Here is a 24,031-nt window from a genome sequence, read left to right as displayed (position 1 = left end):
TGCATCCGCGAAGCGAGCGAAGCACGCCACAGATCGGTCGGGCACGCAGAGTAAGCGGTGCCTGCTCCTCGATCATCGCCGCACGCAACTGCACGGCCGTCCAGGGAGGACGCTGTTAGAATGTCAGCCCCTTTCCATCCGCCGCGCTGTCGCGGCCGCAGGAGCTAGTGAACATGGCAATCAAGGTTGGCATCAACGGATTCGGTCGCATCGGACGCAACGTGCTGCGCTCTGCGGTGCAGAACTTCGCCAATGACATCGAGATCGTGGCCATCAATGACCTGCTCGAGCCCGACTACCTGGCCTACATGCTGCAGTACGACTCGGTGCACGGCCGCTTCAAGGCCGAGGTGTCGGTCGACGGCAACACCCTGATCGTCAACGGCAAGAAGATCCGCCTGACCCAGGAGCGCGACCCGGCCAACCTCAAGTGGGATGCCGTGGGCGCCGACGTGGTGATCGAGTCCACCGGTCTGTTCCTGACCAAGGAAACCGCGCAGAAGCATATCGACGCAGGCGCCAAGAAGGTGATCCTGTCGGCCCCGTCCAAGGACGACACACCGATGTTCGTCTACGGCGTCAACGACAAGACCTACAAGGGTGAGGCGATCGTCTCCAACGCCTCGTGCACCACCAACTGCCTGGCGCCGTTGGCCAAGGTCATCAACGACAAGTGGGGCATCAAGCGCGGCCTGATGACCACCGTGCACGCGGCCACGGCCACGCAGAAGACCGTGGACGGCCCGTCGAACAAAGACTGGCGCGGTGGGCGCGGCATTCTGGAAAACATCATTCCGTCCTCCACCGGCGCTGCCAAGGCCGTGGGCGTGGTGATCCCGGAGCTCAACAAGAAGCTCACCGGCATGAGCTTCCGCGTGCCGACCTCGGACGTCTCGGTGGTCGACTTGACGGTCGAACTGGAAAAGCCGGCCACCTACGCCGAGATCTGCGCTGAAGTGAAGGCACAGAGCGAAGGCGCGCTGAAGGGCATCCTCGGCTATACCGAAGACAAGGTCGTGGCCACCGATTTCCGTGGCGAGACCTGCACCTCGGTGTTCGACGCCGACGCCGGCATCGCGCTGGACTCCACCTTCGTCAAGCTGGTGTCCTGGTACGACAACGAGTGGGGCTACTCCAACAAGTGCCTGGAAATGGTGCGTGTTGTTGCCAAGTAAGATCTGACGTTGTGCAAAAGACCCCGGTTCGTCCGGGGTTTTTTATGGGCGTTTCGCTCGTTCCGGTGGCAGGCCCGGTGGGGTGTGGATGTAAAGCCGCAGGTGTCCCCCAGACGTGTTGTCCGCCCCATGGCATGCGCAAGCTGCGCGGCTGGCTTTACTGCAAGACGCAGGCACCCGGTAGGCGAGCCACCTGCTTTACCGTCCAGGTCGTCTTGGGCGCAGCGTCTTGTCGTGCGCTTATGCGCGGCGATGCCGACTTTCGTGCGTACGCCGAGTAGCATGGCGGCGCTAGAGTCGGCCGGATGCCGGCTAGGGGATAGGCGTTGGAAACGATAATCGTGCTGGTGGCCCTGGTGCTGCTCGCGGTGCCGGTGGGCGTGGTGATCGCGCTGGTGTGGATTGCCGGGCTGCGGCGGCGGGTGGATGCGCTGGAACAGCGGCTTGCGCAGTGGCAGGCGGGGAATGCGCCTGCGGATGCAGCAGCGCGTGTGGCAGAAAGGCCAGCTTCTGCGCCGACAGACGCTTGGCCGCAGCCGGGCGACCCGCCTGTATTCGACACATCCGCAGCCAGCGCTGCGGTGCCTGAGTCATCCGAGTTGTCGCCCACGTCGGATCGCGTTGGGGCGTCTGCGCCTGTGGCATCGCTGCCGCCAACACTGCCTGTCGACGCGCCTGCAGCGTCGGTTGCCGGTCAAACACAGCAGATACCGCCTGCGTCCAGCTGGCAAGCCTCGTCGTCGCCGTCGGAGCCGCAAGGACTGCCACAGCAGTCGCAGGAATTGCCTGCGCTGCCAGCGCAACCGGACCCGATCACGCGCGCCTTCGGCGCGGTAAAACGCTGGTTCACCGAAGGCAATGTGCCGGTCAAGGTGGGCATGCTGGTGTTGCTGGCTGGCGTGGCGTCGTTGTTGAAGTACGCCAGCGATCAGGGCTGGATGCGCATGCCGGTCGAGCTGCGGTTGGCCGGCATCAGCGTGCTGGCGCTGGTCGGTCTGGTATTTGGCTGGAAGCAGCGGTTGCAGCGGCCCGGGTTTGCGTTGGCGTTGCAGGGCGGTGCCATCGGCGGCTTGTTGCTGACGGTGTTTGCGGCATTCAAGTTGTACAGCTTGCTGGGCGCCGGGCTGGCGATGGGCATCAGCGTGGTGCTGATTGCCGGCATGTGCGTGCTGGCGGTGGTACAGGATTCGCGCACGCTGGCGGTGTTGGGCGTGCTTGCCGGGTTTCTTGCGCCAATCTGGTTATCCACCGGCAGCGGCAATCATGTCGGGCTGTTTTTGTATTACGCCGTGCTCAACGCCGGCATCGTGGCGATTGCGTGGACGCGGCCGTGGCGCGTGCTCAACCTGCTTGGGTTCGCCTTTACCTTTGGCATCGGCACGCTGTGGGGCGCGCTGCAGTACACCCCGGCAAAATTCGCCAGCACCGAGCCGTTCTTGTTGCTGTTCTTCGCCATGTATGTCGCGATTCCGGTGCTGCATGCGCGGCGCGGCGACGGCAGTGCGGGCAAGCTCATCGATGGCAGCCTGTTGTTCGGCACGCCTTTGGTCGCCTTTGCGTTGCAGGCGCGTTTGCTGGAAGGCGATCGCCTGCCGTTGGCGTTGTGCGCCGTCGCCGTGGCGGCGTTGTATGCAGGTCTTGCGAGCTGGTTGCTGCGGCGTGACTCCACACGTTTGCTGGGCCAGGCGCACGCGATGCTGGCCGTCGGCTTTGCGACGCTGGCAGTGCCGTTGGCGTTGTCGGCGCGTGCCACCGCCAGCGTGTTCGCGCTGGAAGGCGTGGGGCTGTTGTGGCTGGGCCTGCGCCAGCAGCGACGCATTCCGCAGATCAGCGGTGTGGCCTTGCAGCTGATGGCAGCGGTGGGGGTGGCCTTCGGTGTGGATGCGTGGCGTTACGACAACGTGGCGGTGGCCAATGCCACCTGCATGAGCAGCTTGCTGATCGCCATTGCCGGCTGGGCCAGTGCCTGGTTCCTGCGCGATGCGGGTCATCGGCGGAGCGCGCTGGTGGCGTATCTGTGGGGGCTGGGCTGGTGGACCATGTGCGGGGTACACGAAATCCTGCGCTTTGCCGGCGATCTGCGCAGCGAGCCGGATCTGCTGCTGGGCTTCGTCGCGTTCAGCGTGTGGCTGGTGGCCGAGGTGCACCGCCGTCGCCCTGCCGCTGCATTGGTGTGGACGGTCATGGCGGGTCTGGCGCTGGCCGCGCCGTTGGCGCTGTGGCAGAACCATGCGCATACGCAGCCCTTCGCGCATTGGGGTGCCCTGGCCTGGCTGGCGTTTGCGCTGGCAGGCGCGCGGGCATTGTGGTGCCTGCGGATGCAGCCTGGCGCAGGCGCCGTGGTCGCGCAGTTCATCTGGTGGCTGTTGTGGCCGTCGGTGGTGTCGTTGGGTGCGGTCTGGCTGGCCGATGCGTTTGCGCTTGCCAACGGCTGGCGCTGCGCCTTGCTGGCGGTGCCGTGGCTTGCCGTGGCGACCGTGGGCTTGCTGCGCTGGCCGTGGCTGACCTGGCCGCAGGGGGCGCGCTTCGATCCTGCGCGCACCGGGTTGCTGAGCTGCGTGTTCGCGGTATTGGGTATCGGTTGGCTGCTCGCATTGCTGGATCCGGTCAGCGCCGCGCCATTGCCCTGGGTGCCCTTGCTCAACCCGGCCGAACTGGCGCAGCTGGCGGTGCTTGCCTTGGTCGCGCGCTGGGCGTGGTCGACGCACGCGCCGGCGATCCTGCAATGTCGGCGCGTTACTGCGCTCGGTGTGCTGGGCTGGGTGTTGATCACCGGCAGCACCTTGCACAGCGTGCATCACTGGGGCGGTGTGCCGTGGAATGCAGCGTTGGTGGGCGCGACGGTGTCGCAGACCAGCCTGACCATCGTCTGGAGCGTGCTGGGTGTGCTGGGTTGGGTGGTCGGCTCGCGTCGCGGGCAGCGCGGACTGTGGCTGGGCGGTGCCTTGTTGATGGGTCTGGTGCTGGCCAAGCTGGTGCTGGTCGATCGCCAGCATCTGGGCAATCTGCTCGGCATCGGCTCGTTCATGGCCTACGGCCTGTTGTGTACGGTGGTGGGGTATCTGGCGCCGGCGCCGCCGCGTCCGGCGATTGAAGAGCGCGCTGTCGACGACGATGGCGCGGCAAAGGATCAGGCATGAGTACGAAGCATTGGGGATGGTCGCTACTGGTGCCGCTGATGGCGCAGGCGGCCGATGTGCGGCAGGACTATCGGCAACAATGGCCGCTGCAGGTGGCCGGCTCCGATGCCGGCCTGTACCAGCTGAGCTTGAGCGAGGCGGTGTATCGCAGTGCAGTCGATGCGGAATTAGGCGATGTCACGGTGATCGATGCGCGTGGCGAAGAAATGCCCACTGCGCCGCTGCCCGTCGCCGCTGAGCCATCCGCATCGCGTCGGCAGCGGTTGCCGTTGTTCGCATTGCCGGAAGGCGCTGCGCCGGCCAACGGCGATCTGCAGTTGATTGCCGAGCGCGATGCCAGCGGGGCAGTGCGGCGGCTGGAAGGGCGCTTTGCAACCGGTGCGCCCGCAGCGCCCGGCGTCGGCAGCTGGTTGATCGACGCCAGCGCATTGCGCGATCGCCCGCGTGCGTTGTTGCTGGACTGGGAGGGCAATACGCCGGTGCAGGCGCAGCTGCGTGTGGAGGGCAGCGACGATCTGCGCGACTGGCGTGTGCTCGCTTCCGATGCAACAGTCATGGCCTTGGACAATCAGGCGCAGCGGCTGCAGCAACGCCGCATCGCGCTGGACGACGGCGCAAAATACCTGCGCATCGTGCCGGTATCGGGCAGCTTGCCGCCGTTGCGCGCGGTCGATGCGGAAGTGGATGGCGCGGTTGCGCCCACCCAACTGTCCTGGCTGGACTTGCAGGGCACTGCACACGACACCGGCGTGACCTATGTCGTGCCCGGCCGCTTTCCGATTACCCAGCTGGATGTCGGCGGCGGTCTGGCCGAAGCAGTGGAGTGGGTCGTGGAAAGCCGTGACGCCGACGACGCACCGTGGCTGCGTCGCGCCGGGCCATGGCTGGCGTATCGGCTGGGCAATGGCGCCTCGCCCCCGCAGCTGTTGTCCGCACCCGTGCGCGATCGTCAGTGGCGATTGGTGGCTGCCCAGGGCCGCAGTACCGCAGTGCCGACCTTGCGCGCGGGGTATCAACCGGAGCGATTGATGTTTCTTGCGCAGGGGCAGCCGCCGTATGCGCTCGTCGCTGGCAGCGCGCGCGTGCAACGTGGCGACGCGCCATTGGCCTCGATGCTGCAGGCGCTGCGGCAGGAGCGCGGAATGCAGTGGCAGCCCGTGCAGGCCAGTATGGCCGCGCAGGCACAGCCGCTTGCCGGCGATGCGGCACTGCAGCCGGCCGCCACGCCGCGCGACTGGAAACAATGGCTGCTCTGGGCGCTGCTGGTCGGTGGCGCCTTGCTGGTCGGCGGTTTTGCGGTCAGTCTGCTGCGCAAATCCGGTACGGAGCGGCCGCTGTAACGCTTCGCTATCGCACGCTCGCCAGATCTGTGCGGGCGATGCGGGTTTGCCGCTTTGCTGCGAAGGCCGGACAATGGGTATCCCCCGTCGCCCAGGCAGCCGCATTGCCCGTCGTGTTCGACCGATCAGAGTTGGCGCCATCCGCATGTACGGCAGCGCCCGTCCGGCGCACTGCCTCGTTGCGGTACGGCGCGCCGATCCCGAATCATGATTGTCCAATCCCCGCCGCCAAGGCGGTCGCATTGCGCGTCGTCTCCGGTCGACTGCCGTTCGTGTCTGCCGCAGTTGCAATGGCGGCATTTTTGCAAGGTGCTGCTCCGTCAAGGCGGCGCAGTAGCGTGATTTCCTCCGCGCACAGAAGGTGCACGCACGCGTCCAACGCAGGCGCGGCGCCGTGTACCAATCCCCCCTTCCGATTCCCGAATTCCAAGACTTAGCGAGCCAAGCCCATGTCCATTGTCCGTATGACCGACCTCGATCTCTCCGGCAAGCGCGTGCTGATCCGCCAGGATCTCAACGTGCCGATCGATAACGGCCAGATCACCTCCGAGCAGCGCATCACCGCCTCGGTGCCCACCCTCAAGCTGGCGCTGGAAAAAGGCGCGGCGGTGATGGTCACCTCGCACCTGGGCCGCCCGAAGGAAGGCAGCTGGAGCGAAGAAGATTCGCTGGCGCCGGTCGCTGCGCGGCTGACCACCTTGCTGGGTGTCGAAGTCAGCCTGGTGCGCGATTGGGTGGACGGTGTGGAGGTCGCGCCGGGCCAGGTGGTGCTGTTGGAAAATTGCCGCATGAATGTCGGCGAGGGCAAGGACGACGAGACCCTTGCACGCAAATATGCCGCGCTGTGCGATGTGTTCGTCATGGATGCCTTTGGCACCGCGCATCGTGCGCAGGCGTCCACGCATGGGGTGATCCGCTTCGCGCCGGTGGCCGCCGGTGGCCCGCTGCTTATGGCCGAACTCGATGCGCTGGCCAAGGCGCTGGATAACCCGGCCAAGCCGCTGCTGGCGATCGTGGCCGGCAGCAAGGTCTCGACCAAGCTGGAGCTGCTCTCCAATCTGGTCAACAAAGTCGACCAGCTGATCGTCGGTGGCGGTATCGCCAACACCTTCATCGCCGCCGCCGGGTATGCGGTGGGCAAGTCCTTGAACGAGCCGGATCTGATTCCGACCGCCAACCAGATCGTGGCCGATGCCAAAACGCGCGGCGCGGAGATTCCGCTGCCCACCGACGTGGTCGTCGCCAAGCAATTCCTGCCCGATGCGCAAGCCACGGTGAAGCCGCTCGACGCCGTCGAGGCGGACGATCTGATTCTCGACATCGGCCCGCAGACCGCCCAGCACTATGCCGAGATGATCGCCAATGCCGGCACGGTGGTGTGGAACGGCCCGGTCGGTGTGTTCGAATTCGAGCCCTTCAGCCATGGCACCGAAACCCTGGCACGCGCGATCGCCGCATCCAAGGCGTTTTCCATCGCCGGCGGCGGCGACACCCTGGCGGCGGTGGACAAGTACGACATCGCCAAAGACGTCACCTACATTTCCACCGGTGGCGGCGCGTTCCTGGAATTTCTGGAAGGCAAAACCTTGCCGGCCGTTGCCGCGCTCGAGGCCCGCGGCAAGTGAGTGCAGCCACGCTGTTCTTCGATCTGGACGGCACGCTGGTGGATTCGGAGCCGGGCATCGTCGCCAGCATCGTGCATGCCTTCGATGCCGTCGGCCAGCCGCGTCCATCGCCTCAGACCTTGCGTGCCTGGATCGGCCCGCCGTTGCGCGACAGCTTTGCCGAGTGTTTTCCGCAGGACCCGGAGCTGGTGCAGCGCGCGCTGGGCCTCTACCGCGTGCGCTACGACGCGGTGGGCTGGACCGAACTCAGCGTGTTCGATGGCATCGGTGAGGTGGTCACCGGCCTGCAACGCGCCGGCCATCGCCTGGCCGTGGTCACCTCCAAGAACGAGCGGTACGCACGCCGCATCGTCGAGCACCTGCCGTTCGGTGCATGCTTCGAGAACGTGATCGGTTCCAGCGAAGATGGCGAACGCCGCTTCAAGCCGGACCTGATCGCCGAAGCACTGCGCCGCCTTGAGATCGACAAGACCGGCTGTGTGATGATCGGCGACCGTCGCATGGATATCGATGGCGCCAATCACCACGGCATCCACAGCATCGGTGTGTTGTGGGGCTTTGGCGACGAGGCCGAGCTGCGCGCTGCAGGCGCCGGCGCGATTGCGCACACGCCGGCGCAACTGACGCAGTTGATCCACGCGTGAGCGCCGCGCATCGGCGATGGCGCTCGCTTGGGCGCCGCTGGCGCGCTGCGCGAGGTGATGCAACAGATTGCTCTTCACTGCCACCGGGTTAGGGTGGGGCGACCGCATCGCGTTGCCCAGTGCAACGCGTGCGTAAACGGACGTACTGTCCCGCACTGTCTGTAAGACATGCCGGAATAGGAGGGTGGCTATGCCGCAATGCCATCCTCGGTACGTGACGTGTGTGTTAAGTTTCGCGGCTTTTACAGGGAGGCCATCATGAAAGAACGTCAACGCCGCACCAAGATCCTCGCCACCCTCGGACCGGCAACGGACGCGCCCGGTGTGCTGGACGCTTTGTTCAAGGCGGGCGTCAACGTGGTGCGCCTCAACTTCAGCCACGGCGACCCGTCCGGACAGGCCAAGCGTGCCGCCGAAGTGCGTGCCGCCGCTGCACGCGCCGGTGCCGAAGTGGGCATCCTGGCCGACCTGCCGGGCCCGAAGATCCGTATCGAACGCTTCGCCGAAGGCAAGATCAAGCTGACCATGGGCGCGCGCTTCGACCTGGTGGCCGATGCCAATGCGCCGGCCGGCGACCAGAATCAGGTGGGCGTGAGCTACCTGGGTCTGCCGCAGGACGTGGCGGCCGGCGATGTGCTGCTGCTCGACGACGGCCTGGTGCAGTTGCAGGTCACCGACGTGCAGGGCGCACGCATCGTCACCACCGTGCTCAACGATGGCGTGCTGTCCGACCGCAAGGGCTTGAACAAGCAGGGCGGCGGTCTGTCGCTGGGCGCGCTGACCGAGCGCGACAAGGAGCTGATCGGCATCGTCGCCAAGATCGGCGTGGACTTCATCGCGGTGTCGTTCTGCCGCAATGCGCAGGACATGCACGACGCGCGTCAGATCGCCCAGCAGCACGGCTGCGATGCGCAGCTGGTGTCCAAGATCGAGCGCACCGAAGCGATCGAAAATCTGGTCGAAATCGTCGAAGCCTCTGACGTGGTGATGGTGGCGCGCGGCGATCTGGGCGTGGAAATCGGCGATGCCGAATTGCCGGGCCTGCAGAAGAAGATCATTCGCGAGTCGCTGGCGCAGAACAAGGTGGTGATCACCGCCACGCAGATGCTGCAGTCGATGGTCGAAAGCCCGATCCCGACCCGCGCCGAAGTGCTGGACGTGGCCAACGCGGTCATCGACGGTACCGACGCGGTGATGTTGTCGGCCGAAACCGCCGCCGGCGCCTATCCGGTGCGCGCGGTGGAAGCGATGGCACGCATCTGCCTGGGCGCCGAGCACCAGTTCGAATTCGATACCGACTTCGAAGCGGCGCAACGCAACCTGCAGCGCGCCGATCAGGCGATCGCCATGGCGACCATGTTCCTGTCCGAGCACATCGGCCTGGGCGGCGTGGTGGCGTTGACCGAATCCGGCGGCACGCCGCGCTTCCTGTCGCGCTTCCGCTCCAACATGCCGATCTACGCCTTCACCCGTCACGATGGCGCGCGTCGCCAGATGGCGATGATGCGCGGTGTGTTCCCGATCAGCTTCGACAGCCGTGGCCTGACCCCGCGCGAAGCCGCACGTGCGGCCATCCGCCTGCTGGTGGAAAACGAGCGCATGGGCCCGGGCGACCGCGTGGTGTTCACCAGCGGCGAGCACATGGAAATGCACGGCGCCACCAATACGCTGCGCCTGCTGGAAGTGGGCGAAGACGGCCGCGCCACCGGTCTGGGCGAGCTGTAACGCACTGCCGGCCATCCGCGGACGTCGATTGACGTCCGCGGCGGGTTGAACAGCACGCATCCTGTACAGCGGCGGCCTTCGGGTCGCCGTTGTGCTGTGTGCGGTTCGGTGCGTCAGGTGTTATGGCATTCGGCATGCACTGGCCTGCGTGCCGTGTGGCGTACGCACCGCGGGTGCGTTGCATGTCGCTGATCGCACACGCATTCCATCGTGCGTGGCTTGATTCAGCTGGCCTGGATCATCGGCGGCATCTGCTTGGCGGCCATCGCGCTCCAAGCGGCGGCGATGCTGCCGGTAAAGCGGCTGTCGCGCGGCACGTCTTCGCAGGCACGCGACCTGTACCCGTCCACGTGTTGACGTGATCGATCGACGCGACAACCGCGATGCCGGCACGTTCGACGCACACGATTGCGCATGCAGATCGGCCGTTCTACGCGCGCTGCTGCGGTGATCGCGGCGCAAGTGCAGGGCTGCCTGCAACATGGCGGTCATGCATGCCGACGCGATGGCCGCATGCGCTTGTGCAAGCGATGGCAATCACGCGACACATCGACCCTGCCTTCTGCAGCGCGATGCGAGCGGCGCCACACATCCTGTCACGCAGGCAAGGTGTAATCGGTTGCAGGCATTCCGTGAAGGAATGTGTACGACTTTCGTCGCTATACTTTCGTTCTCCCCCGCAGCTGCCACAGGAACTACATGAGCATCGAACAGCTTGCCGAAACCGCCCAGGCCATGGTCGCCCCGGGCAAGGGCATCATCGCCATCGACGAGTCGACCAGCACGATCGCAAAGCGTTTTGCCAGCGTCGGCATCGAGAACATCGAAGAAAACCGCCGCGCTTACCGCGAACTGCTGCTGACCACACCCAAGCTGAGCGATTACATCTCCGGCGCCATCCTGTTCGACGAGACCATCCGTCAGAAGACCAAGGACGGCGTGCCGTTCGCCAAGTACATGGCCGAGCACGGCATCATCCCGGGCATAAAGGTCGACAAGGGCGCGCAGCCGCTGGCCGGCATGCCGGGCGAACTGGTTACCGAAGGTCTGGACGGCCTGCGTGCACGTCTGGAGGAGTACTACACGCTGGGCGCGCGGTTCGCCAAGTGGCGTGCGGTCATCAACATCGGCGAAGACATCCCGTCCGGCACCTGCATCGAAGCCAACTCGCATGCGCTGGCGCGTTACGCCGCGCTGTGCCAGGAGCAGGGCCTGGTGCCGATGGTCGAGCCGGAAGTGATCATGGACGGCAGCCACGACATCGAGACCTGCTACGAAGTGACCGAAGCCACGCTGCGCTCGCTGTTCGGCGCGCTGTATGAGCAGAACGTCGTGCTCGAAGGCACCATCCTGAAGGCCTCGATGGTCATCTCCGGCAAGGGCTGCGAAGAGCAGGCCAGCGTCGAGGAAGTGGCCGAGTCGACCGTGATGTGCCTGAAGTCGACCGTGCCGGCGATCCTGCCGGGCATCGTGTTTCTGTCCGGCGGTCAGACCGATGAGCAGTCCACCGCGCACCTCAACGAAATGCACCAGCTCGGCAACCTGCCGTGGCCGCTGAGCTTCTCCTACGGCCGCGCGATGCAGCAGGCTGCACTGCAGTTGTGGGCCAAGGACATGACCGGCAACTTCGCCAAGGCGCAGCAGATCATCTATGAGCGCGCCAAGGAAAACGGCCTGGCCGCACTGGGCAAGTGGAAGGGCTGATCGGTTGATCGCAGCCGCAAGGCCGCGTTGCCGGTAAGACCAGAACGCCGGCAGCGATGCCGGCGTTTTTTATTGGGTGTCGACGTGCGGGTTGGCTGCGCCCAGGTGCGCACCAGCCCGGCCCAACGCAGCCGCAACGCACCAAACACTGCGCCGCCATCGGGCGGGTATGGCCGGCCGGTGCCTGGATCGGCATGCACCGATGCAGTAGTTCCTCGGCGCTGTCCGCACGCGCCTGACGTTCGCTCCGTTTGTCAGCCGCTCCTGGTGCGATCGTGCGAGCTGAGGCCGTGCATCCGGACTGCTGCACAGCAGTGGCGTGTTGAAAGACGACGACGGGATTCCACTGACCAAAACGCAACGAGCGCCTTGCGGCGCTCGTCAGTGCAACCTGCATTGCGTAGCGATCAGGCGGCCGCGGTGTCCTGCGTTGCCAGTGCCTGCTGATACGCCTTGTAGGTCGCCTCGTTATAGGCCACCAGCACGATGTGCTTGGGTACCTTGTGCGAACGCTGCCAGTCGCGGGTTTCGGTCACCGCAATCCGCGCAGCCTGGTACAGCGGATAGCCGTAGATACCGCAGCTGATGGCCGGGAACGCGATCGAATGCAGCATCATCTGCTCGGCAAGTTTGAGCGACTGCCAATAACAATTGGCCAGTTGCTCCGGCTCGTTGTGCTTGCCGTCGCGCCACACCGGGCCCACGGTATGAAACACATGGCGCGCCTTTAGATCGAACCCATCGGTGATGCGGATTTCGCCGGTGGGGCAGCGCACGCCCGGGCGCACCTGCGGCAGCGCCTCGCAGGCGTGCAGCAGACGTGGGCCGGCAGCACGGTGGATGGCGCCATCGACGCCACCACCGCCCAGCAGTGATTCGTTTGCGGCGTTGACGATGACGTCAACGTCCAGTTCGGTGATGTCGCCTTGCCAGACTTCGATTCTCATAGCGCGATAGTTATGGGATTTGAATGATGAACGCGTGATGGGGTCAGGCGTTGCGGAGCCCCACGCTAGGGCCCATTCATCTCACACGCTGCGACAGCCTCCGACGGTGCCGGAGGCGCAGCAAAAGATCGGCCGGAATCGCGTTTTCGGGCGAAACAGTCGCGGCAACGATTGGAAGAATTTATCGCTGGCGCAAGCGCCTCTTGCGGCCCTGGCTGCCAAACCGCTGCCGCATCGCGCGATGCGGCGCCACCCGCGCGTTGCGCGTCAGAGCCAGCGGCGGACGCGCGTGCAGTATTCGCTGTAGGCGCGGCCGAATTCGGCGCGCAGGCGGCCTTCTTCGAACGGGATCAGATAGAACTGCAGCGCCAGCCACGGCAGCGGCAGCAACAGCACGCCCCATAGATAGCCCATCTGCACGGTCAGGCCCAGATAGCTCAGGATCAGGGCCAGATACATCGGGTTACGGGTGAAGCGGTACGGCCCGGTCAGGACCAGCTGCGAGGGATGGCCGCTCGGCAGGATGGTGGTGCGACGGCGCGCGAACAGCACAAAACAATTCACCGCCAATGCAAGTCCCAGGCAGGCGACTATGCCGCCAAGCAGTTCGATCCAGGCCAACAGGTCCGGCGGCGGCAAGGGCAGGTCGAACCGCCGCTGCAGCCAGGCGCCCAGGGCCAGCGTCGCAGCGAAGTGCACGGGCGACGTGATCTTCACCAGCCACGGCGCGCGTGCGCTGCGTGTGCCGCCGTGTCCATACGATTGCTTGCTCACCACACTCTCCCTGCAGAACGGCGGACATCCTAACGTTTCCTTGGCAGGGAGGGGAGTGCATTCATCGCAATGCAATGTGTGGCTGGGAGTACGCTGAGGCAGGACCCCTGGTGACCGCTAAAGTGGGGGTGCGGCGCGTTGCGATGGCGCGCTCTTCCATGGGGTGGAGCTCTGCTTGTCTGACGCGCACGTGCGTGCGGCTTCGCTGTCGCAATGCGATGGCATCTTGCGGTGATCGATCAGCTGGTACGGCGCGTTTCGATTGCATACCAGCCATCAGGGTTTCGACATCAGGGTTTCGAGTTGATCGCGCGATGTGCGGCGATGATGGGTGTGGCGCCTACCACCTACCACCTACCGTCTATGGCGATGCGAACTCCCCTCCACGGTTGGCTAACGCGCTGTGCCCGGTTCGGCTGCTGACTTTCTTCTCAAGGCGCTCGTCACGGCTGCGCTTGGCGCTGTTGCGCGAGCGCGATTGCTTCGGCAATCAGCAGCCCGGCATGTGGTCCGCGTTGCAACGCACTCCAGCGCGCACGATCGAAATGGTGGTCGCGCTTCGCTCAGTGGTGGCCGTGGTTAAAACGAGCAGGACTATTCCAGTCTGCCGATCGACCGCGCTTCCCATATTCCCGGTCCCGAAACAAACAAGGCCGCACCAGATGCGCGGCCTTCCAGTGTCGACCAGCCAATCGCCGATCAGGGCAGGCCAGCCAGCCAATCGTCGTCCGAGCCTTCGTTGATGTCGGCGAACAGCGGGGTGGAGAAGTAGCGCTCGCCGGTATCGGGCAGCATCGCCAGGATCACCGCGCCGGGCGCGGCGGACTCGGCCACGCGCAGCGCCGTGGCGACAGTGGCGCCGCCGGAGATGCCAGTGAAGATGCCTTCTTCGGCAGCCAGACGGCGGGCGATGGTGATCGCATCGCTGTCTTCCACGCTCAGTACCTCGTGCGCGACCTCGCGATTGAGCACCTCGGGAATGAAGTCCGGGGTCCAGCCCTGGATCTTGTGCGGCTTCCAGTCCTGGCCCTGCAACAGCGCCGCGCCAGCCGGTTCGCTGGCGGTGATGCGCACTTCCGGGCGGGCAACGCGCAGCACTTCGCCCACGCCGGTGAGCGTGCCGCCGGTGCCCCAGCCGGTGACGAAATGGTCCAGCCGGTGGCCGGCGAAGTCGCGCAGGATTTCGGCGGCGGTGGTGTTGCGGTGATAAGCCGGGTTGGCCGGATTGGCGAACTGGCTGGCCAGGAACCAGCCATGCTGCTCGGCCAGTTCCTTGGCCTTGCGCACCATGCCGCTGCCGCGTTCGGCGGCCGGGGTCAGGATGACCTTGGCGCCGTACGCGCGCATCAGCTTGCGGCGCTCGATGGAGAAGGTTTCCACCATGGTGGCGACGAACTTGTAGCCGCGCGCGGCCGCGACCATGGCCAACGCCACGCCGGTGTTGCCGGAGGTGGCTTCGACGATGGTGTCGCCGGGCTTGAGCAGGCCGCGCTGCTCGGCGTCGAGGATGATCGCCAGCGCCAGGCGGTCCTTGACCGAGCCGCCCGGATTGAACGCCTCGACCTTGACGTACAAGGTGACGTTGTCCGGGGCGAGGCGGTGAAGTTTGACCACCGGTGTGCGGCCGATGGTGTCGAGGATGTTGTCGTACAGGGCCATGGGGTCTCCGTCGATTCAGGCTGCGTGGGCCAGTGTGGGCGTGTCGGGCGTTGCGATGGGTGAGTGTGGCAGCGGCGCGCTGAGCGGTGCAGCGCCAAACCAGTGCAGCGCCGGCGCCAGCGCGGTCACTTCGCCCAGGATCAGCAGAGCGGGCGCCTGCACCTTGAACTGCCGTGCGCTGCTGGCCAGGGTGGCGAGCGTGCCGGTGATCACCCGTTGCTGCGGGCGCGAGCCGTTTTCCACCAGGGCGAATGGCGTGGTGGGCGCGCGGCCGGCCTGCAGCAGGCGCTGCTGGATACCGTCCAGGCCCGCCACGCCCATGTAGAAGGCCAGCGTCTGGCGCTCCTGGCCCAGCGCGTGCCAGTCCAGTGTGTCCAGCGAATCCTTGCAGTGCGCGGTGATCAGGCGCAGCGACTGCGCGTGATCGCGATGGGTGAGCGGGATGCCGGCATAGGCGGCGCAAGCGATGGCGGCAGTGATGCCGGGGACAACCTGAAAGCCGATGCCGTGCGCGCGCAGGAATTCCAGCTCTTCGCCGCCACGGCCGAACACGAACGGGTCGCCACCCTTCAGCCGCACCACCCGGCGCCCGGCGCGGGCATGTTCCAGCATCAGCGCATGGATCTGTTCCTGGCGGGTGCTATGGCCTTGCGCGGCCTTGCCGACTTCCACGCGCAACGCGTCGCGGCGGGCCAGTTGCAGGATCTGCGGGCTGACCAGGCGGTCGTACAGCACCACCTCGGCCTGCCGGAGCGCGCGCACCGCGTGGCGCGTGAGCAGGCCGGGATCGCCGGGGCCGGCACCGACCAGGGTCACGCTGCCGGGGGAGAGCGGCGCGACACCTGTCTGCGGCTCGGGGGAGGGCGCCGGCGCAGTTGCGGATGCGGCCGGTGCCGCGCTATGGGTCAACAAGCGGTGGCGGCTCGCTGCGGCGCGCAGGGCAGCGTTGTGTTCCAGCTGCTCGCTGGCGGCGATGGTGAGCCAGACGGGGGTATCGGGCAGCGCCAGCCAGGCGGGGTCGAAGTGGCCGGGCAGCCACCGAAGCCGGCCGGCCCTCGCCCACTGCTGCAACTGTGGGGTCAGTTGCGGGGCGCCAACCAGCGGCAGCGCCCCTGCCTGCAGCAGGTTGGCGGTGGCGCGTTCGGCATCGGCACCGCCACCGACCACCAGGACGGCACGGCCACGCAGGTCGGCAAGGAGCGGGAACGCAGAGGTCACGGACCGGGGCATCGAAAGGGAGGGCCAGACCGTAACGCCGGCTTATAGCCGTCGGAAATGACTTCATGCGCCCTAAAAATAGCGTTCGGTTATAAGCTGGGCCGTCGAACTCCTCTACAGTCCAAGTCCTTGTGGCGCCTCGCGCTTTTTTGGACATAAGCCCATGACGCTGACCCAACTTCGCTACCTGGTGGCCATCGCCGATGCCGAGCTGAACATCACGCTGGCGGCAGCGCGTGTGCACGCGACCCAGCCCGGCCTGTCCAAGCAGCTCAAGCAGCTGGAAGACGAGCTGGGCTTTTTGTTGTTCGTGCGCAAGGGACGCAGCCTGGACGCGGTGACGCCGGCCGGGGTGGAAGTGATCGAGCGGGCACGCGCGGTGCTGTCGGAAGCCAACAACATCCGCACCTACGCCGCCAACCAGCGCCGCGAAAGCCAGGGCCAGCTGACCCTCACCACCACGCACACCCAGGCGCGCTTCGTGTTGCCGCCGGCGGTGGCGCAGATCAAGCACGCCTACCCGCAGGTAAGCGTGCATCTGCAGCAGGCGGCCGAAAGCGCGGCGCTGGATCTGCTCAGCCAGGGCGATGCGGATATCGCGGTGGTCAGCACCGCCGGCGGCGAGCCCAGTGCCGGCATTGCGGTGCCGCTGTATCGCTGGCGGCGGCTGGTGGTGGTGCCGCGCGGGCATGCGCTGGACACGCGGGTGGCGCCGGACATGCAGGCGCTGTCCGAGCACCCGCTGATCAGCTACGAATCGTCCACCCGGCCGGGCTCGTCGCTGCAGCGGGCGTTTGCGCAGGTCGGGCTGGAGCCGAGCATCGCGTTGACCGCGCTGGATGCGGACCTGATCAAGACTTATGTGCGTGCCGGGCTCGGTGTGGGGTTAGTAGCCGAGATGGCGGTCAACGCCCAGGACGAGGACCTGCGTGCCTGGCCGGCGCCAGCGCCGATCGCCGAGTGCATCGCCTGGGCGGTGCTGCCGCGCGACCGGGTGCTGCGCGACTACGCGCTGGATCTGGTGCACGTGCTGGCGCCGCAGATCGACAAGCGCGACCTGCGCCGCGTACTGGACGGCAACCAGGCGCCGAACTGGCCGCTGCCGCCGACCTGGGAATCGCTGACCCAGACCATCACCAGTTGAGCGCTACGCGATGACCGAGCCAGTACGTCCGTCCCTCAGCAGACTGTGGTCGCCCGAACCCGATGGCGGCATATCGTTGCAACTGTCGGCAAACATCGACGGACGCGAGCACGCCATGCTGACGGTGCTGGCCGACCCGCAGGACGAATCGCTGTGGGTAGCGCTGCAGGCCGGCGCAACGCCGGTGCAGATTCCGCTGGTCGTGCTGCGTCAGCTGCTGGACGTGGCAGCAGAGGACGTGCATTCGGCGGCGTGGTTTGCGCAGCAAGGGGATGAGGCCGGGATTGGAGATTAGGGAGTTGGAATTCCTAACAGCGGTTTCTGCCACGTCGTGGTGGCGCGTTACGTGCTGTTGTTGTGTCCGCTAACGCGCATTGCATGCTGCACTGCAGCGTAGAGTGGCGCGAAAATTCTCTTTGCAATCAATGTGATGCGAGCGCTGGGCAATGTGCCGCGCGTGTTGCTGTCAGTGATTCTCCCTACACGTGTCAGGGCCGTCTTAGCGGTGTTTTCGAGGCCCATCAAGTTGGGCGCGGCGCTGTCGTAAACCCTTATAGCAACCATGACGCGACACTTCGGACGTCTAGGGGTGGACGGCGCAGGACCGGCGATGCAGGTATCGCTTCACCGGTGTGATCAGTGGTGTCGTCGAAGGGTTGCTAGCGCTGTCGCATCACTGTTGCGCGAGGCTGCGCACACAGCGCGGCTGGCGCACCCGGGTCCCTGGGGAGAGGCCTGGCGTGTTTGGCGGCGGATCCGGGTCGGGAGCTCGGGTCCGCCTTTTTTTTTGCCGATTCTTTTGCCGAAATAATCGCAGCACGCGCCCGCGGCCGAGCTGGGTTGGCCGCTTTTGGCGAGCGTCAGATATTCGAATCAATGCCTGTGAAGCGACGTGCGCCAGGCCTGCTGCACATCAGCGCGGTCGCGCATCGCCACGCAGTCGCGCGCGACTGCGTCAGGCCAACGGAATACGAACCGAAAAGCAGGTGCCGCCTTCCGATCGCGGCCGTACCGTCACCTCGCACCCCAGCGTCTCGGCGGTGCGGTGCACGATCCATAGCCCGATGCCCAGACCGTCGCTGCGCGGGTCCGCCTGGCGGAACGCCTGGAAGACCTGCTCGGGCTGCTCCAGATTCAGGCCGATGCCGCTGTCGATGATCTCCACCACCGCATAGCCGGGCCGACGGCGGGTGCCGACCAGCACGCGTCCACGCTCGGTGTATTTGATGGCGTTGCCGACCAGATTGCCGATCAGGGTGGTCAGCAAGGTCGTGTGGCTGCGCACGCGCAGCGAGGTCGGCACGTGGCGCAGCGCCAGGCACTTGTCGATGGCCGGCTGGCGCCAGACGCCGAGCACCGAATGCAGCACGTCTTCCAGCTGCAGCGGTTGCAGATCCGGCATGGCGGACTTGCTTGCGGCGGCCAGCGTAGCCAGTTCGTCCAGGCTGCGACCGACCAGGCTGATCGCGTCGCGCGCAGTCACCAAGGTCGGGATGGAATCGACATTGGCATGCCGGCGCATCTTGTCGATGGCGTAAGCGGCGGTGCGCAGCGGGGTTTTCAGATCGTGCCCGGCAATGGCCATCAAGCGGCTGCGGTAGCGGTCGGATTCTTCCGCGATCAGCAGCGCACGGCGCAATTCCAGCTGCGCCATGGTCTGGCGCGCGAGCGCGCGCAGCGCTTCGACCTGTTCGTCGCTGAGCTTGCGTGGCTGACGGTCGAGCACGCAGACGGTGCCTAACGGCAGGCCGTCCGGCGTCTTCAACAGCGCACCGGCATAGAAATACAGCGGCGCTTCGCCGGTCACCAGCGGGTTGCGCGAAAAGCGGCTGTCTTCGCGCGTGTCCGGCACCACCAGCACGTCGCTGTCGAGCAGCGCATGCGCGCACATCGACTTGAACAACGGCGTCTCGCGCTCGCCCATGCCGAGCTCGCTCTTGAACCACTGGCGGTCCGCGTCCACCAGGCTGATCAGGGCGATCGGAGTCTGGCAGATGATCGACGCCAGCCGGGTGATGTCTTCGAAGGCCGCCTCGCGCGGCGTATCGAGGATGCCGTAGCTGCGCAGGGCCTGAAGGCGCAGCGCCTCGCTGGGCGGTTTGGGCGCGCAGGGAAGTGGCTCAGCCGCTGGATCGGACAGGACAGTACTCATGCGCGGGCAGGATGAATGGGATGACGCCCAAGCATAGGGCATGGCGACGCCTCGCATGCGCGCAGCCTTATACGCATCGGTAGAACTGTGACTGCCGGCCTGGACAATGGAGCGGCAGTGATATTCAGGTGATGGCCTGTGCTTCATCGATTCGGCCATGGCGGTGGCTGGTGGGGCGCAGGTCGACAGGCGGCAGCGTGCGATGTTGGTCCGCCCGGACGCCTGCGCGGGTTTGGGTGCGACATCCGGTCGCGCACCGGCCGCTCCCATCGCTCCTGCCGACATGGCGGCTTACACTGCGGCGATGCCCGCGCTTCATCGCCATCGTCTGTTGCACCTGCTCGCCTGCCTGGCAGTGGCGCTGATGCTGTTGGCGCCGTTGATCAGCCGTTGGAGCCAGGCGCGCATGCTCGAGCCGATGTGCATGAGTGGCCCGGCGCTTGGCACCAGCGCTGCAGTGCATGCGAGCCACGCGCCTGCGCAAGCGTACAGCGCAGTGCCTCGGGATCACGGCATGCCCGGCGCCCCGCAACGTGCCGGCGACCATGACGCCGCGCTGCACGGCGAAGCCTGCGACTACTGCATGTTGGCCGCGCGCCTGCTGCCCTGGCTGGCACTGCTGGTGCTGTGTCTGCTGCAGCGACGTCCGGTGCCGATACCGCTGCCTGCCGCGGTGCGGGCATGGTCGGCCTTGCGTTGGACCGCCCTCGGAGCGCGTGGGCCACCGTTGTACGCCTGAGCCTTGCCCCGTTGCGGGCGTCCGTTCTGCTGCAGCCTGTCTGCGCCTGATGCGTTGGCGTGCCTGCGCGCACGCGATGGACGACGCATTCTTTTGAACGAAGCCGGTGCTCGCCCTGTGGGGCGGGGCACGGCGGCATTGCCGTGGTGTCACGGCAAAGGGTTGGTCATGCGGTTACGGTTGTTGAAAACGATGTGGTACGCGCCGTCGTTGGCGCTGGTGTGTGGCCACGCCTGGCAGGTGCAGGCGCAGGATGCGGCATTGACGCTGGGCAAGGTGCAGGTGAGCGAGCACGCGCAGCGCACGCCGAGTACGGCGCGCGTGCTGAGTTCGGTGGATGTGATCGGTGGTGCGCTGCTGCACGATCAGCACGTGGATTACAGCTGGGAACTGCTGATGCGCGCGCCCGGCGTGCAGGTGACCCAATTCCGCATGGGCACCGATGCAGGGCGGTTTTCGTTCCGTGGTTTCAATGGCGAGGGGCGGATCAACGCGGTCAAGCTGCTGATCGACGGCATCCCCAGCAACGACAACGCCGGTGCCATGCCCTATCTGGATGCGGTGTTTCCGCAGGACATCAGTGCGATCGAAATCGTGCGCGGTACCAACGATGCGCGGTATGGCTTGAACGCCATCGCCGGCAGCGTGGATGTGCTGACCCGCACCGGTGGCAACGATGGCCGCCTCAGCGTGACCGCGGGCAGTTTCGGTGCGCGCGAAGTGCAGCTGGGCAAGGGATTCGAGCGCGGCCCGTGGAGCCAGAACTATGTGCTGGCCTGGCGCGATTCCGATGGCTATCGCGCGCACGCCGATGCGCGCAAACGCAGCGTCACCGGCAAGTGGTTCTACACCGACCCGGATGGCGCCTTCCGTGCCGGGCTGACCACGCGCTACTACGACAACCACGCGCTGGAGGCGGGGTATCTGGATGCGGCCAGCGCGCGTGCGGCGCCGCGCAGTTCGCCGGCCTATGCGCAGGACGATCGCAGCGAGCGCCGTGTGCGTCAGACCGCATTGCATGCCGATGGCACGCTGGGCGCGGATGCGCAGTGGAGCGCAAAGGCCTACCAGAACGACTATCGCAATCAACGCTGGGTGCGTTTTTCCGCGGCCGGCCTGCAGCAGGAGCGCGATACCGATGAAACCCATCGCGGCGTGCTGCTGCGCGGCAACTGGCAGCCCGACTGGGGCCTCTGGAATGCGGCGCTGGAAGCTGGTGCGGATGCGCAGTGGCAGGACAACCGGTCGCAGCGCTACCGCACCGTCGCACGCGTGCGCGGCGCGCAACTGCGCGACTGGAACTACGATCTGCACACCCAAGGTGCCTATGTGCAGGCGGTGCTGAGCCCGGTCGACCGTTTGCAACTGGTGCCGGGGTATCGCATCGATCGTGTCGATGGCACCTTGCACGACCTGCTGGCCGGTGTCTGGGCGCCGAGCTACGACTACGGCACCATCAAGCAACCCAAGTTCAGTGCCAGCTACCGCGTGGGCGAACAGAGCAGCGTGTACGCCAACTGGGGACGCACCTTCCAGATCGGCAGCGGCGATGGTGCCTACCGTCGCCAGCCGGGCAATCTCGGGCCATCGATCAACGATGGCTGGGAAGCCGGCTTCAAATTCGCCCCGTCGGCACTGCTGGATGGGCGGGTGGCGTATTGGGAACAACGTGCGTCTGGCGAAGTGGCCACCATTCTCGGTGTCAATGGCGTGGCCGGCATCGGCGATGTAGCCAACGTCGGGCGGACGCTGCGGCGCGGTTGGGATGCGCAACTGAACCTGCAGCCTGCCGAGCATTGGCGTGCGTGGATGTCGTATTCGCGGCAGAAGGCCAGCATCGCCACGCCCGACCCCAGCGCGCCGGCCACGCGCGGCAAGGAGATCGAGAACGTGCCGCACTGGTTGGCCACTGCCGGGCTGGAGTGGCAGGTGAGTGCAGCCGTGCAGCTCAGCGCCTGGGGCAATGCGCAGGGCGATTACTACCTGGAGCGCAGCAATACCCTGGGTCGCACCGGCGGCTATGCCTTGCTCAATCTTGGCGCGCGCTGGAACGTGGATGCGCGTAATGCGCTCAGCGTGCAATTGCGCAATGTCACCGATCGCGCCTATGTGTACGCGTGGTACGACAGCGGTAGTTCCGGCTATTCGCCAGGCGATGGCCGCGCGCTGTCGGTGTCCTGGGATTGGAGTTTCTGATGCGTACACACACTGGGACCGCCAGCGTCGACATCCTGCCGCGCGATGGCCGCTGGCGGTTCTATCGGGCCGTGTGGCGCTGGCATTTCTATGCCGGGCTGCTGGTGCTGCCTTTCATCATCTGGCTGGCGCTGACCGGCGCGGCATTTCTGTATCAGGATGCCATCGATCGCACCGTGCACCATGGCTTGAAAGTGGTGCCGGTGGGTGTGGCGCGCGCATCCGCACAGCAACTGGTGGAGGTGGCGCAGCGCGAGGAGGGTGGGACGTTGTTCCGCTACACCACGCCCAAACGCGCCGATGTCAGTGCCGAGATCGGCCTGGTGGACGCGCATGGCACCCGCACGGTGGTGTATGTGGACCCGTATCGCGTGCGTGTGCTGGGTCGCTTGCCCGAGCACGGCACGCTGGCCTGGACGATTCGCCGGCTGCACAGCCTGGAGTTGATCGGCCCGTTCGCGCGGGGGCTGATCGAAATGGCGGCGGGGTGGGCGATCGTGCTGGTGCTCACGGGTGTGTACCTGTGGTGGCCGCGCGGACGGCGTGGTGGGGTGGTCAACGTCCGTGGCACGCCGACACAGCGGCTGTTCTGGCGCGACCTGCACGCGGTGACCGGTGCCGGTGTGGGTGCGGTCCTGTTGTTTCTGGCGCTCACCGGCATGCCGTGGTCGTGGCTGTGGGGCGCACAGGTCAATCGTTGGGCCAACGGGCATGATTTTGGGTATCCGGCCGGGCTGCGGGTGCAGCAACCGATGTCGGAGCAGCGCCTGACCGACAGTGGCGAGCCTGCGTGGTCGCTGCGGCAGGCGCGGTTGCCGGAATCTGCTGTGCCTGGTGCGCTGGATGAGCGATTGCATGACAGCCAAGCGGGTGGGCTGCACGCGGCTGCAGTGCGTGCGGCCGACCCGCACCCCAACCCCCGGCCCGCGCTAGCAGCGTGGGCGCTCCAAGTCACGCGTGCCAGTGGCGCACAAACAGTGCATTCTCGCCCCGAGGAGAGAGGGGCTAACTTCGACCGTGCTCATGCACAGCATTCGGAGTACTCGGAGCACTCGGAGTACTCGGAGTACTCGGAGCACTCGGAGCACTCGCAGTATTCGCAGCATTCAGATCACTCACAGCATTCGGCGCACTCAGAACATTCAAGCCAGTCAGAATATTCAGTCCATGCAGCGCACGGTGGCGCCGGCAGTGTCGCTGCGCCGGGCATGGGCGCAATTGGTCTGGACGCGGCGATGGCGCGGTTCGATGCGCTCGGCATTGCGCCGGGGTATAGCGTGTCGCCGCCGCGTGGTGCGCGCGGTGTGTATACGGCATCGGTGTATCCGGCCGATCTGCAGCAGCAACGGGTGATCCATCTGGATCAGTACAGCGGCGCGGTGCTGCTGGACATGCGTTATCGCGACTACGGGCCGGTGGGGCGTGCGCTGGAATGGGGCATCAATGTGCACCTGGGCCAGCAATACGGCACTGCCAATCAGTTGATCCTGCTGGTTGCCTGCGCGGCGATCGTGCTGTTGTGCGTCAGTGCCGCGGTGATGTGGTGGAAGCGGCGGCCGGTGGGTGGCCTGGGCGTGCCGCCGTTTCCCGCCGACCCACGCACCCTGCGCGGATTGCTAGTGCTGCTGGTGCTGTGCGGGTTGCTCTTTCCGCTGGTCGGGCTGTCGTTATTGCTGATGTGGTTGTTCGATCGTTACTGGATGCAACGCGCGCAAGCGAATGCTGTGGCGTGATGCGATGGCTGCGCGTGTCGCTATCGCTACACGTGTCGCGATTGCATCTCTCAGCCGCTGCAGCTGTAGCTACAGCTCGCGTCGATGTCGTCTGTGTTCGCGGTGCTGTGACCAGC

Annotated in this window: 17 protein-coding genes and 2 pseudogenes; 13 read left to right on the top strand and 6 right to left on the bottom strand. The window is 66.0% G+C overall.

Features of this window, described 5'->3' with window-relative positions:
• Nucleotides 1-173: 173 nt before the first annotated feature.
• The 7 genes and pseudogenes from gap to pyk all read left to right on the top strand — a co-directional run bounded on the left by gap (nucleotide 174) and on the right by pyk (nucleotide 9,649).
• Nucleotides 174-1,175 carry a type I glyceraldehyde-3-phosphate dehydrogenase gene (gap, locus tag XdyCFBP7245_RS16025; RefSeq protein ID WP_005988872.1) on the top strand — a complete coding sequence of 334 codons (1,002 nt, stop codon included), beginning with the start codon at nucleotides 174-176 and terminating at the stop codon, nucleotides 1,173-1,175.
• Between the two features lie 326 nt (nucleotides 1,176-1,501).
• Nucleotides 1,502-1,703, top strand: a pseudogene (locus XdyCFBP7245_RS24930) (hypothetical protein); the annotation flags it as partial.
• 254 nt (nucleotides 1,704-1,957) lie between these two features.
• Nucleotides 1,958-4,315: pseudogene (locus XdyCFBP7245_RS16020) on the top strand (DUF2339 domain-containing protein); the annotation flags it as partial.
• Nucleotides 4,312-5,655, top strand: a complete 1,344-nt coding sequence (locus XdyCFBP7245_RS16015; protein ID WP_104616542.1) for a DUF3999 domain-containing protein — start codon at nucleotides 4,312-4,314, stop codon at nucleotides 5,653-5,655. The pseudogene XdyCFBP7245_RS16020 and the gene XdyCFBP7245_RS16015, both read left to right, overlap by 4 nt.
• A 449-nt stretch (nucleotides 5,656-6,104) precedes the next feature.
• Entirely contained in the window at nucleotides 6,105-7,280 is a 1,176-nt protein-coding gene (locus XdyCFBP7245_RS16010; protein WP_104616541.1) for a phosphoglycerate kinase, read from the top strand.
• Nucleotides 7,277-7,924, top strand: a complete 648-nt coding sequence (locus XdyCFBP7245_RS16005; protein ID WP_104616540.1) for an HAD family hydrolase — start codon at nucleotides 7,277-7,279, stop codon at nucleotides 7,922-7,924. Before XdyCFBP7245_RS16010 ends, XdyCFBP7245_RS16005 begins: the two co-directional genes overlap by 4 nt.
• Before the next feature lie 258 nt (nucleotides 7,925-8,182).
• Nucleotides 8,183-9,649 (top strand): pyruvate kinase, encoded by a 1,467-nt coding sequence (gene pyk, locus XdyCFBP7245_RS16000; protein WP_104616539.1) that lies wholly within the window; start codon nucleotides 8,183-8,185, stop codon nucleotides 9,647-9,649.
• 224 nt (nucleotides 9,650-9,873) lie between these two features.
• Here the strand turns inward: pyk and XdyCFBP7245_RS24765 are convergent, their stop codons facing one another.
• The gene (locus tag XdyCFBP7245_RS24765) at nucleotides 9,874-9,999 is read right to left on the bottom strand and encodes a hypothetical protein (protein ID WP_280523199.1); all 126 of its coding nucleotides are present in this window, start codon (nucleotides 9,997-9,999) and stop codon (nucleotides 9,874-9,876) included.
• Nucleotides 10,000-10,348: 349 nt separating this feature from the next.
• On the opposite strand from XdyCFBP7245_RS24765, the gene XdyCFBP7245_RS15990 reads away from it, so the two are divergent.
• A complete protein-coding gene (locus tag XdyCFBP7245_RS15990) occupies nucleotides 10,349-11,353 on the top strand; it encodes a class I fructose-bisphosphate aldolase (RefSeq protein ID WP_104616537.1) in 1,005 nt (334 codons plus the stop codon).
• A 407-nt stretch (nucleotides 11,354-11,760) separates the two neighbouring features.
• Here XdyCFBP7245_RS15990 and XdyCFBP7245_RS15985 read toward each other — a convergent pair whose 3' ends face one another.
• The 4 genes from XdyCFBP7245_RS15985 to cobA all read right to left on the bottom strand — a co-directional run bounded on the left by XdyCFBP7245_RS15985 (nucleotide 11,761) and on the right by cobA (nucleotide 15,951).
• Nucleotides 11,761-12,300, bottom strand: coding sequence for an O-acetyl-ADP-ribose deacetylase (locus tag XdyCFBP7245_RS15985; RefSeq protein ID WP_104616536.1), 540 nt, complete (start codon nucleotides 12,298-12,300; stop codon nucleotides 11,761-11,763).
• 267 nt (nucleotides 12,301-12,567) lie between these two features.
• Complete coding sequence (locus tag XdyCFBP7245_RS15980) at nucleotides 12,568-13,074, bottom strand: methyltransferase family protein (RefSeq protein WP_104616571.1); 507 nt, start codon at nucleotides 13,072-13,074, stop codon at nucleotides 12,568-12,570.
• Nucleotides 13,075-13,773: 699 nt separating this feature from the next.
• Nucleotides 13,774-14,733, bottom strand: coding sequence for a cysteine synthase A (gene cysK, locus XdyCFBP7245_RS15975; RefSeq protein WP_104616535.1), 960 nt, complete (start codon nucleotides 14,731-14,733; stop codon nucleotides 13,774-13,776).
• Nucleotides 14,734-14,748: 15 nt separating this feature from the next.
• Entirely contained in the window at nucleotides 14,749-15,951 is a 1,203-nt protein-coding gene (cobA, locus tag XdyCFBP7245_RS15970; protein WP_104616534.1) for a uroporphyrinogen-III C-methyltransferase, read from the bottom strand.
• A gap of 163 nt (nucleotides 15,952-16,114) precedes the next feature.
• Here cobA and XdyCFBP7245_RS15965 point away from each other — a divergent pair, with 163 nt between their 5' ends.
• Entirely contained in the window at nucleotides 16,115-17,095 is a 981-nt protein-coding gene (locus XdyCFBP7245_RS15965; RefSeq protein WP_104616533.1) for a LysR family transcriptional regulator, read from the top strand.
• Between the two features lie 10 nt (nucleotides 17,096-17,105).
• The gene (locus XdyCFBP7245_RS15960; RefSeq protein ID WP_104616532.1) at nucleotides 17,106-17,390 is read left to right on the top strand and encodes a hypothetical protein; all 285 of its coding nucleotides are present in this window, start codon (nucleotides 17,106-17,108) and stop codon (nucleotides 17,388-17,390) included.
• 660 nt (nucleotides 17,391-18,050) lie between these two features.
• Here XdyCFBP7245_RS15960 and XdyCFBP7245_RS15950 read toward each other — a convergent pair.
• A complete protein-coding gene (locus XdyCFBP7245_RS15950) occupies nucleotides 18,051-19,247 on the bottom strand; it encodes a GAF domain-containing sensor histidine kinase (RefSeq protein WP_170068675.1) in 1,197 nt (398 codons plus the stop codon).
• 304 nt (nucleotides 19,248-19,551) lie between these two features.
• Here XdyCFBP7245_RS15950 and XdyCFBP7245_RS15945 point away from each other — a divergent pair, with 304 nt between their 5' ends.
• From XdyCFBP7245_RS15945 to XdyCFBP7245_RS15935, 3 genes are all read left to right on the top strand, one after another.
• Nucleotides 19,552-19,986 carry a DUF2946 family protein gene (locus tag XdyCFBP7245_RS15945; protein ID WP_104616569.1) on the top strand — a complete coding sequence of 145 codons (435 nt, stop codon included), beginning with the start codon at nucleotides 19,552-19,554 and terminating at the stop codon, nucleotides 19,984-19,986.
• A 192-nt stretch (nucleotides 19,987-20,178) separates the two neighbouring features.
• The gene (locus XdyCFBP7245_RS15940; protein ID WP_170068677.1) at nucleotides 20,179-22,182 is read left to right on the top strand and encodes a TonB-dependent receptor; all 2,004 of its coding nucleotides are present in this window, start codon (nucleotides 20,179-20,181) and stop codon (nucleotides 22,180-22,182) included.
• Nucleotides 22,182-23,915 (top strand): PepSY-associated TM helix domain-containing protein, encoded by a 1,734-nt coding sequence (locus XdyCFBP7245_RS15935; RefSeq protein ID WP_104616529.1) that lies wholly within the window; start codon nucleotides 22,182-22,184, stop codon nucleotides 23,913-23,915. The genes XdyCFBP7245_RS15940 and XdyCFBP7245_RS15935 overlap by 1 nt, the downstream gene beginning before the upstream one ends.
• Nucleotides 23,916-24,031: the final 116 nt, after the last annotated feature.

This window comes from Xanthomonas dyei (assembly GCF_002939865.1).
In the GTDB taxonomy this organism is placed as follows: Bacteria; Pseudomonadota; Gammaproteobacteria; order Xanthomonadales; family Xanthomonadaceae; genus Xanthomonas; species Xanthomonas dyei.
This window is presented reverse-complemented; position numbering and strand designations above follow the sequence as displayed.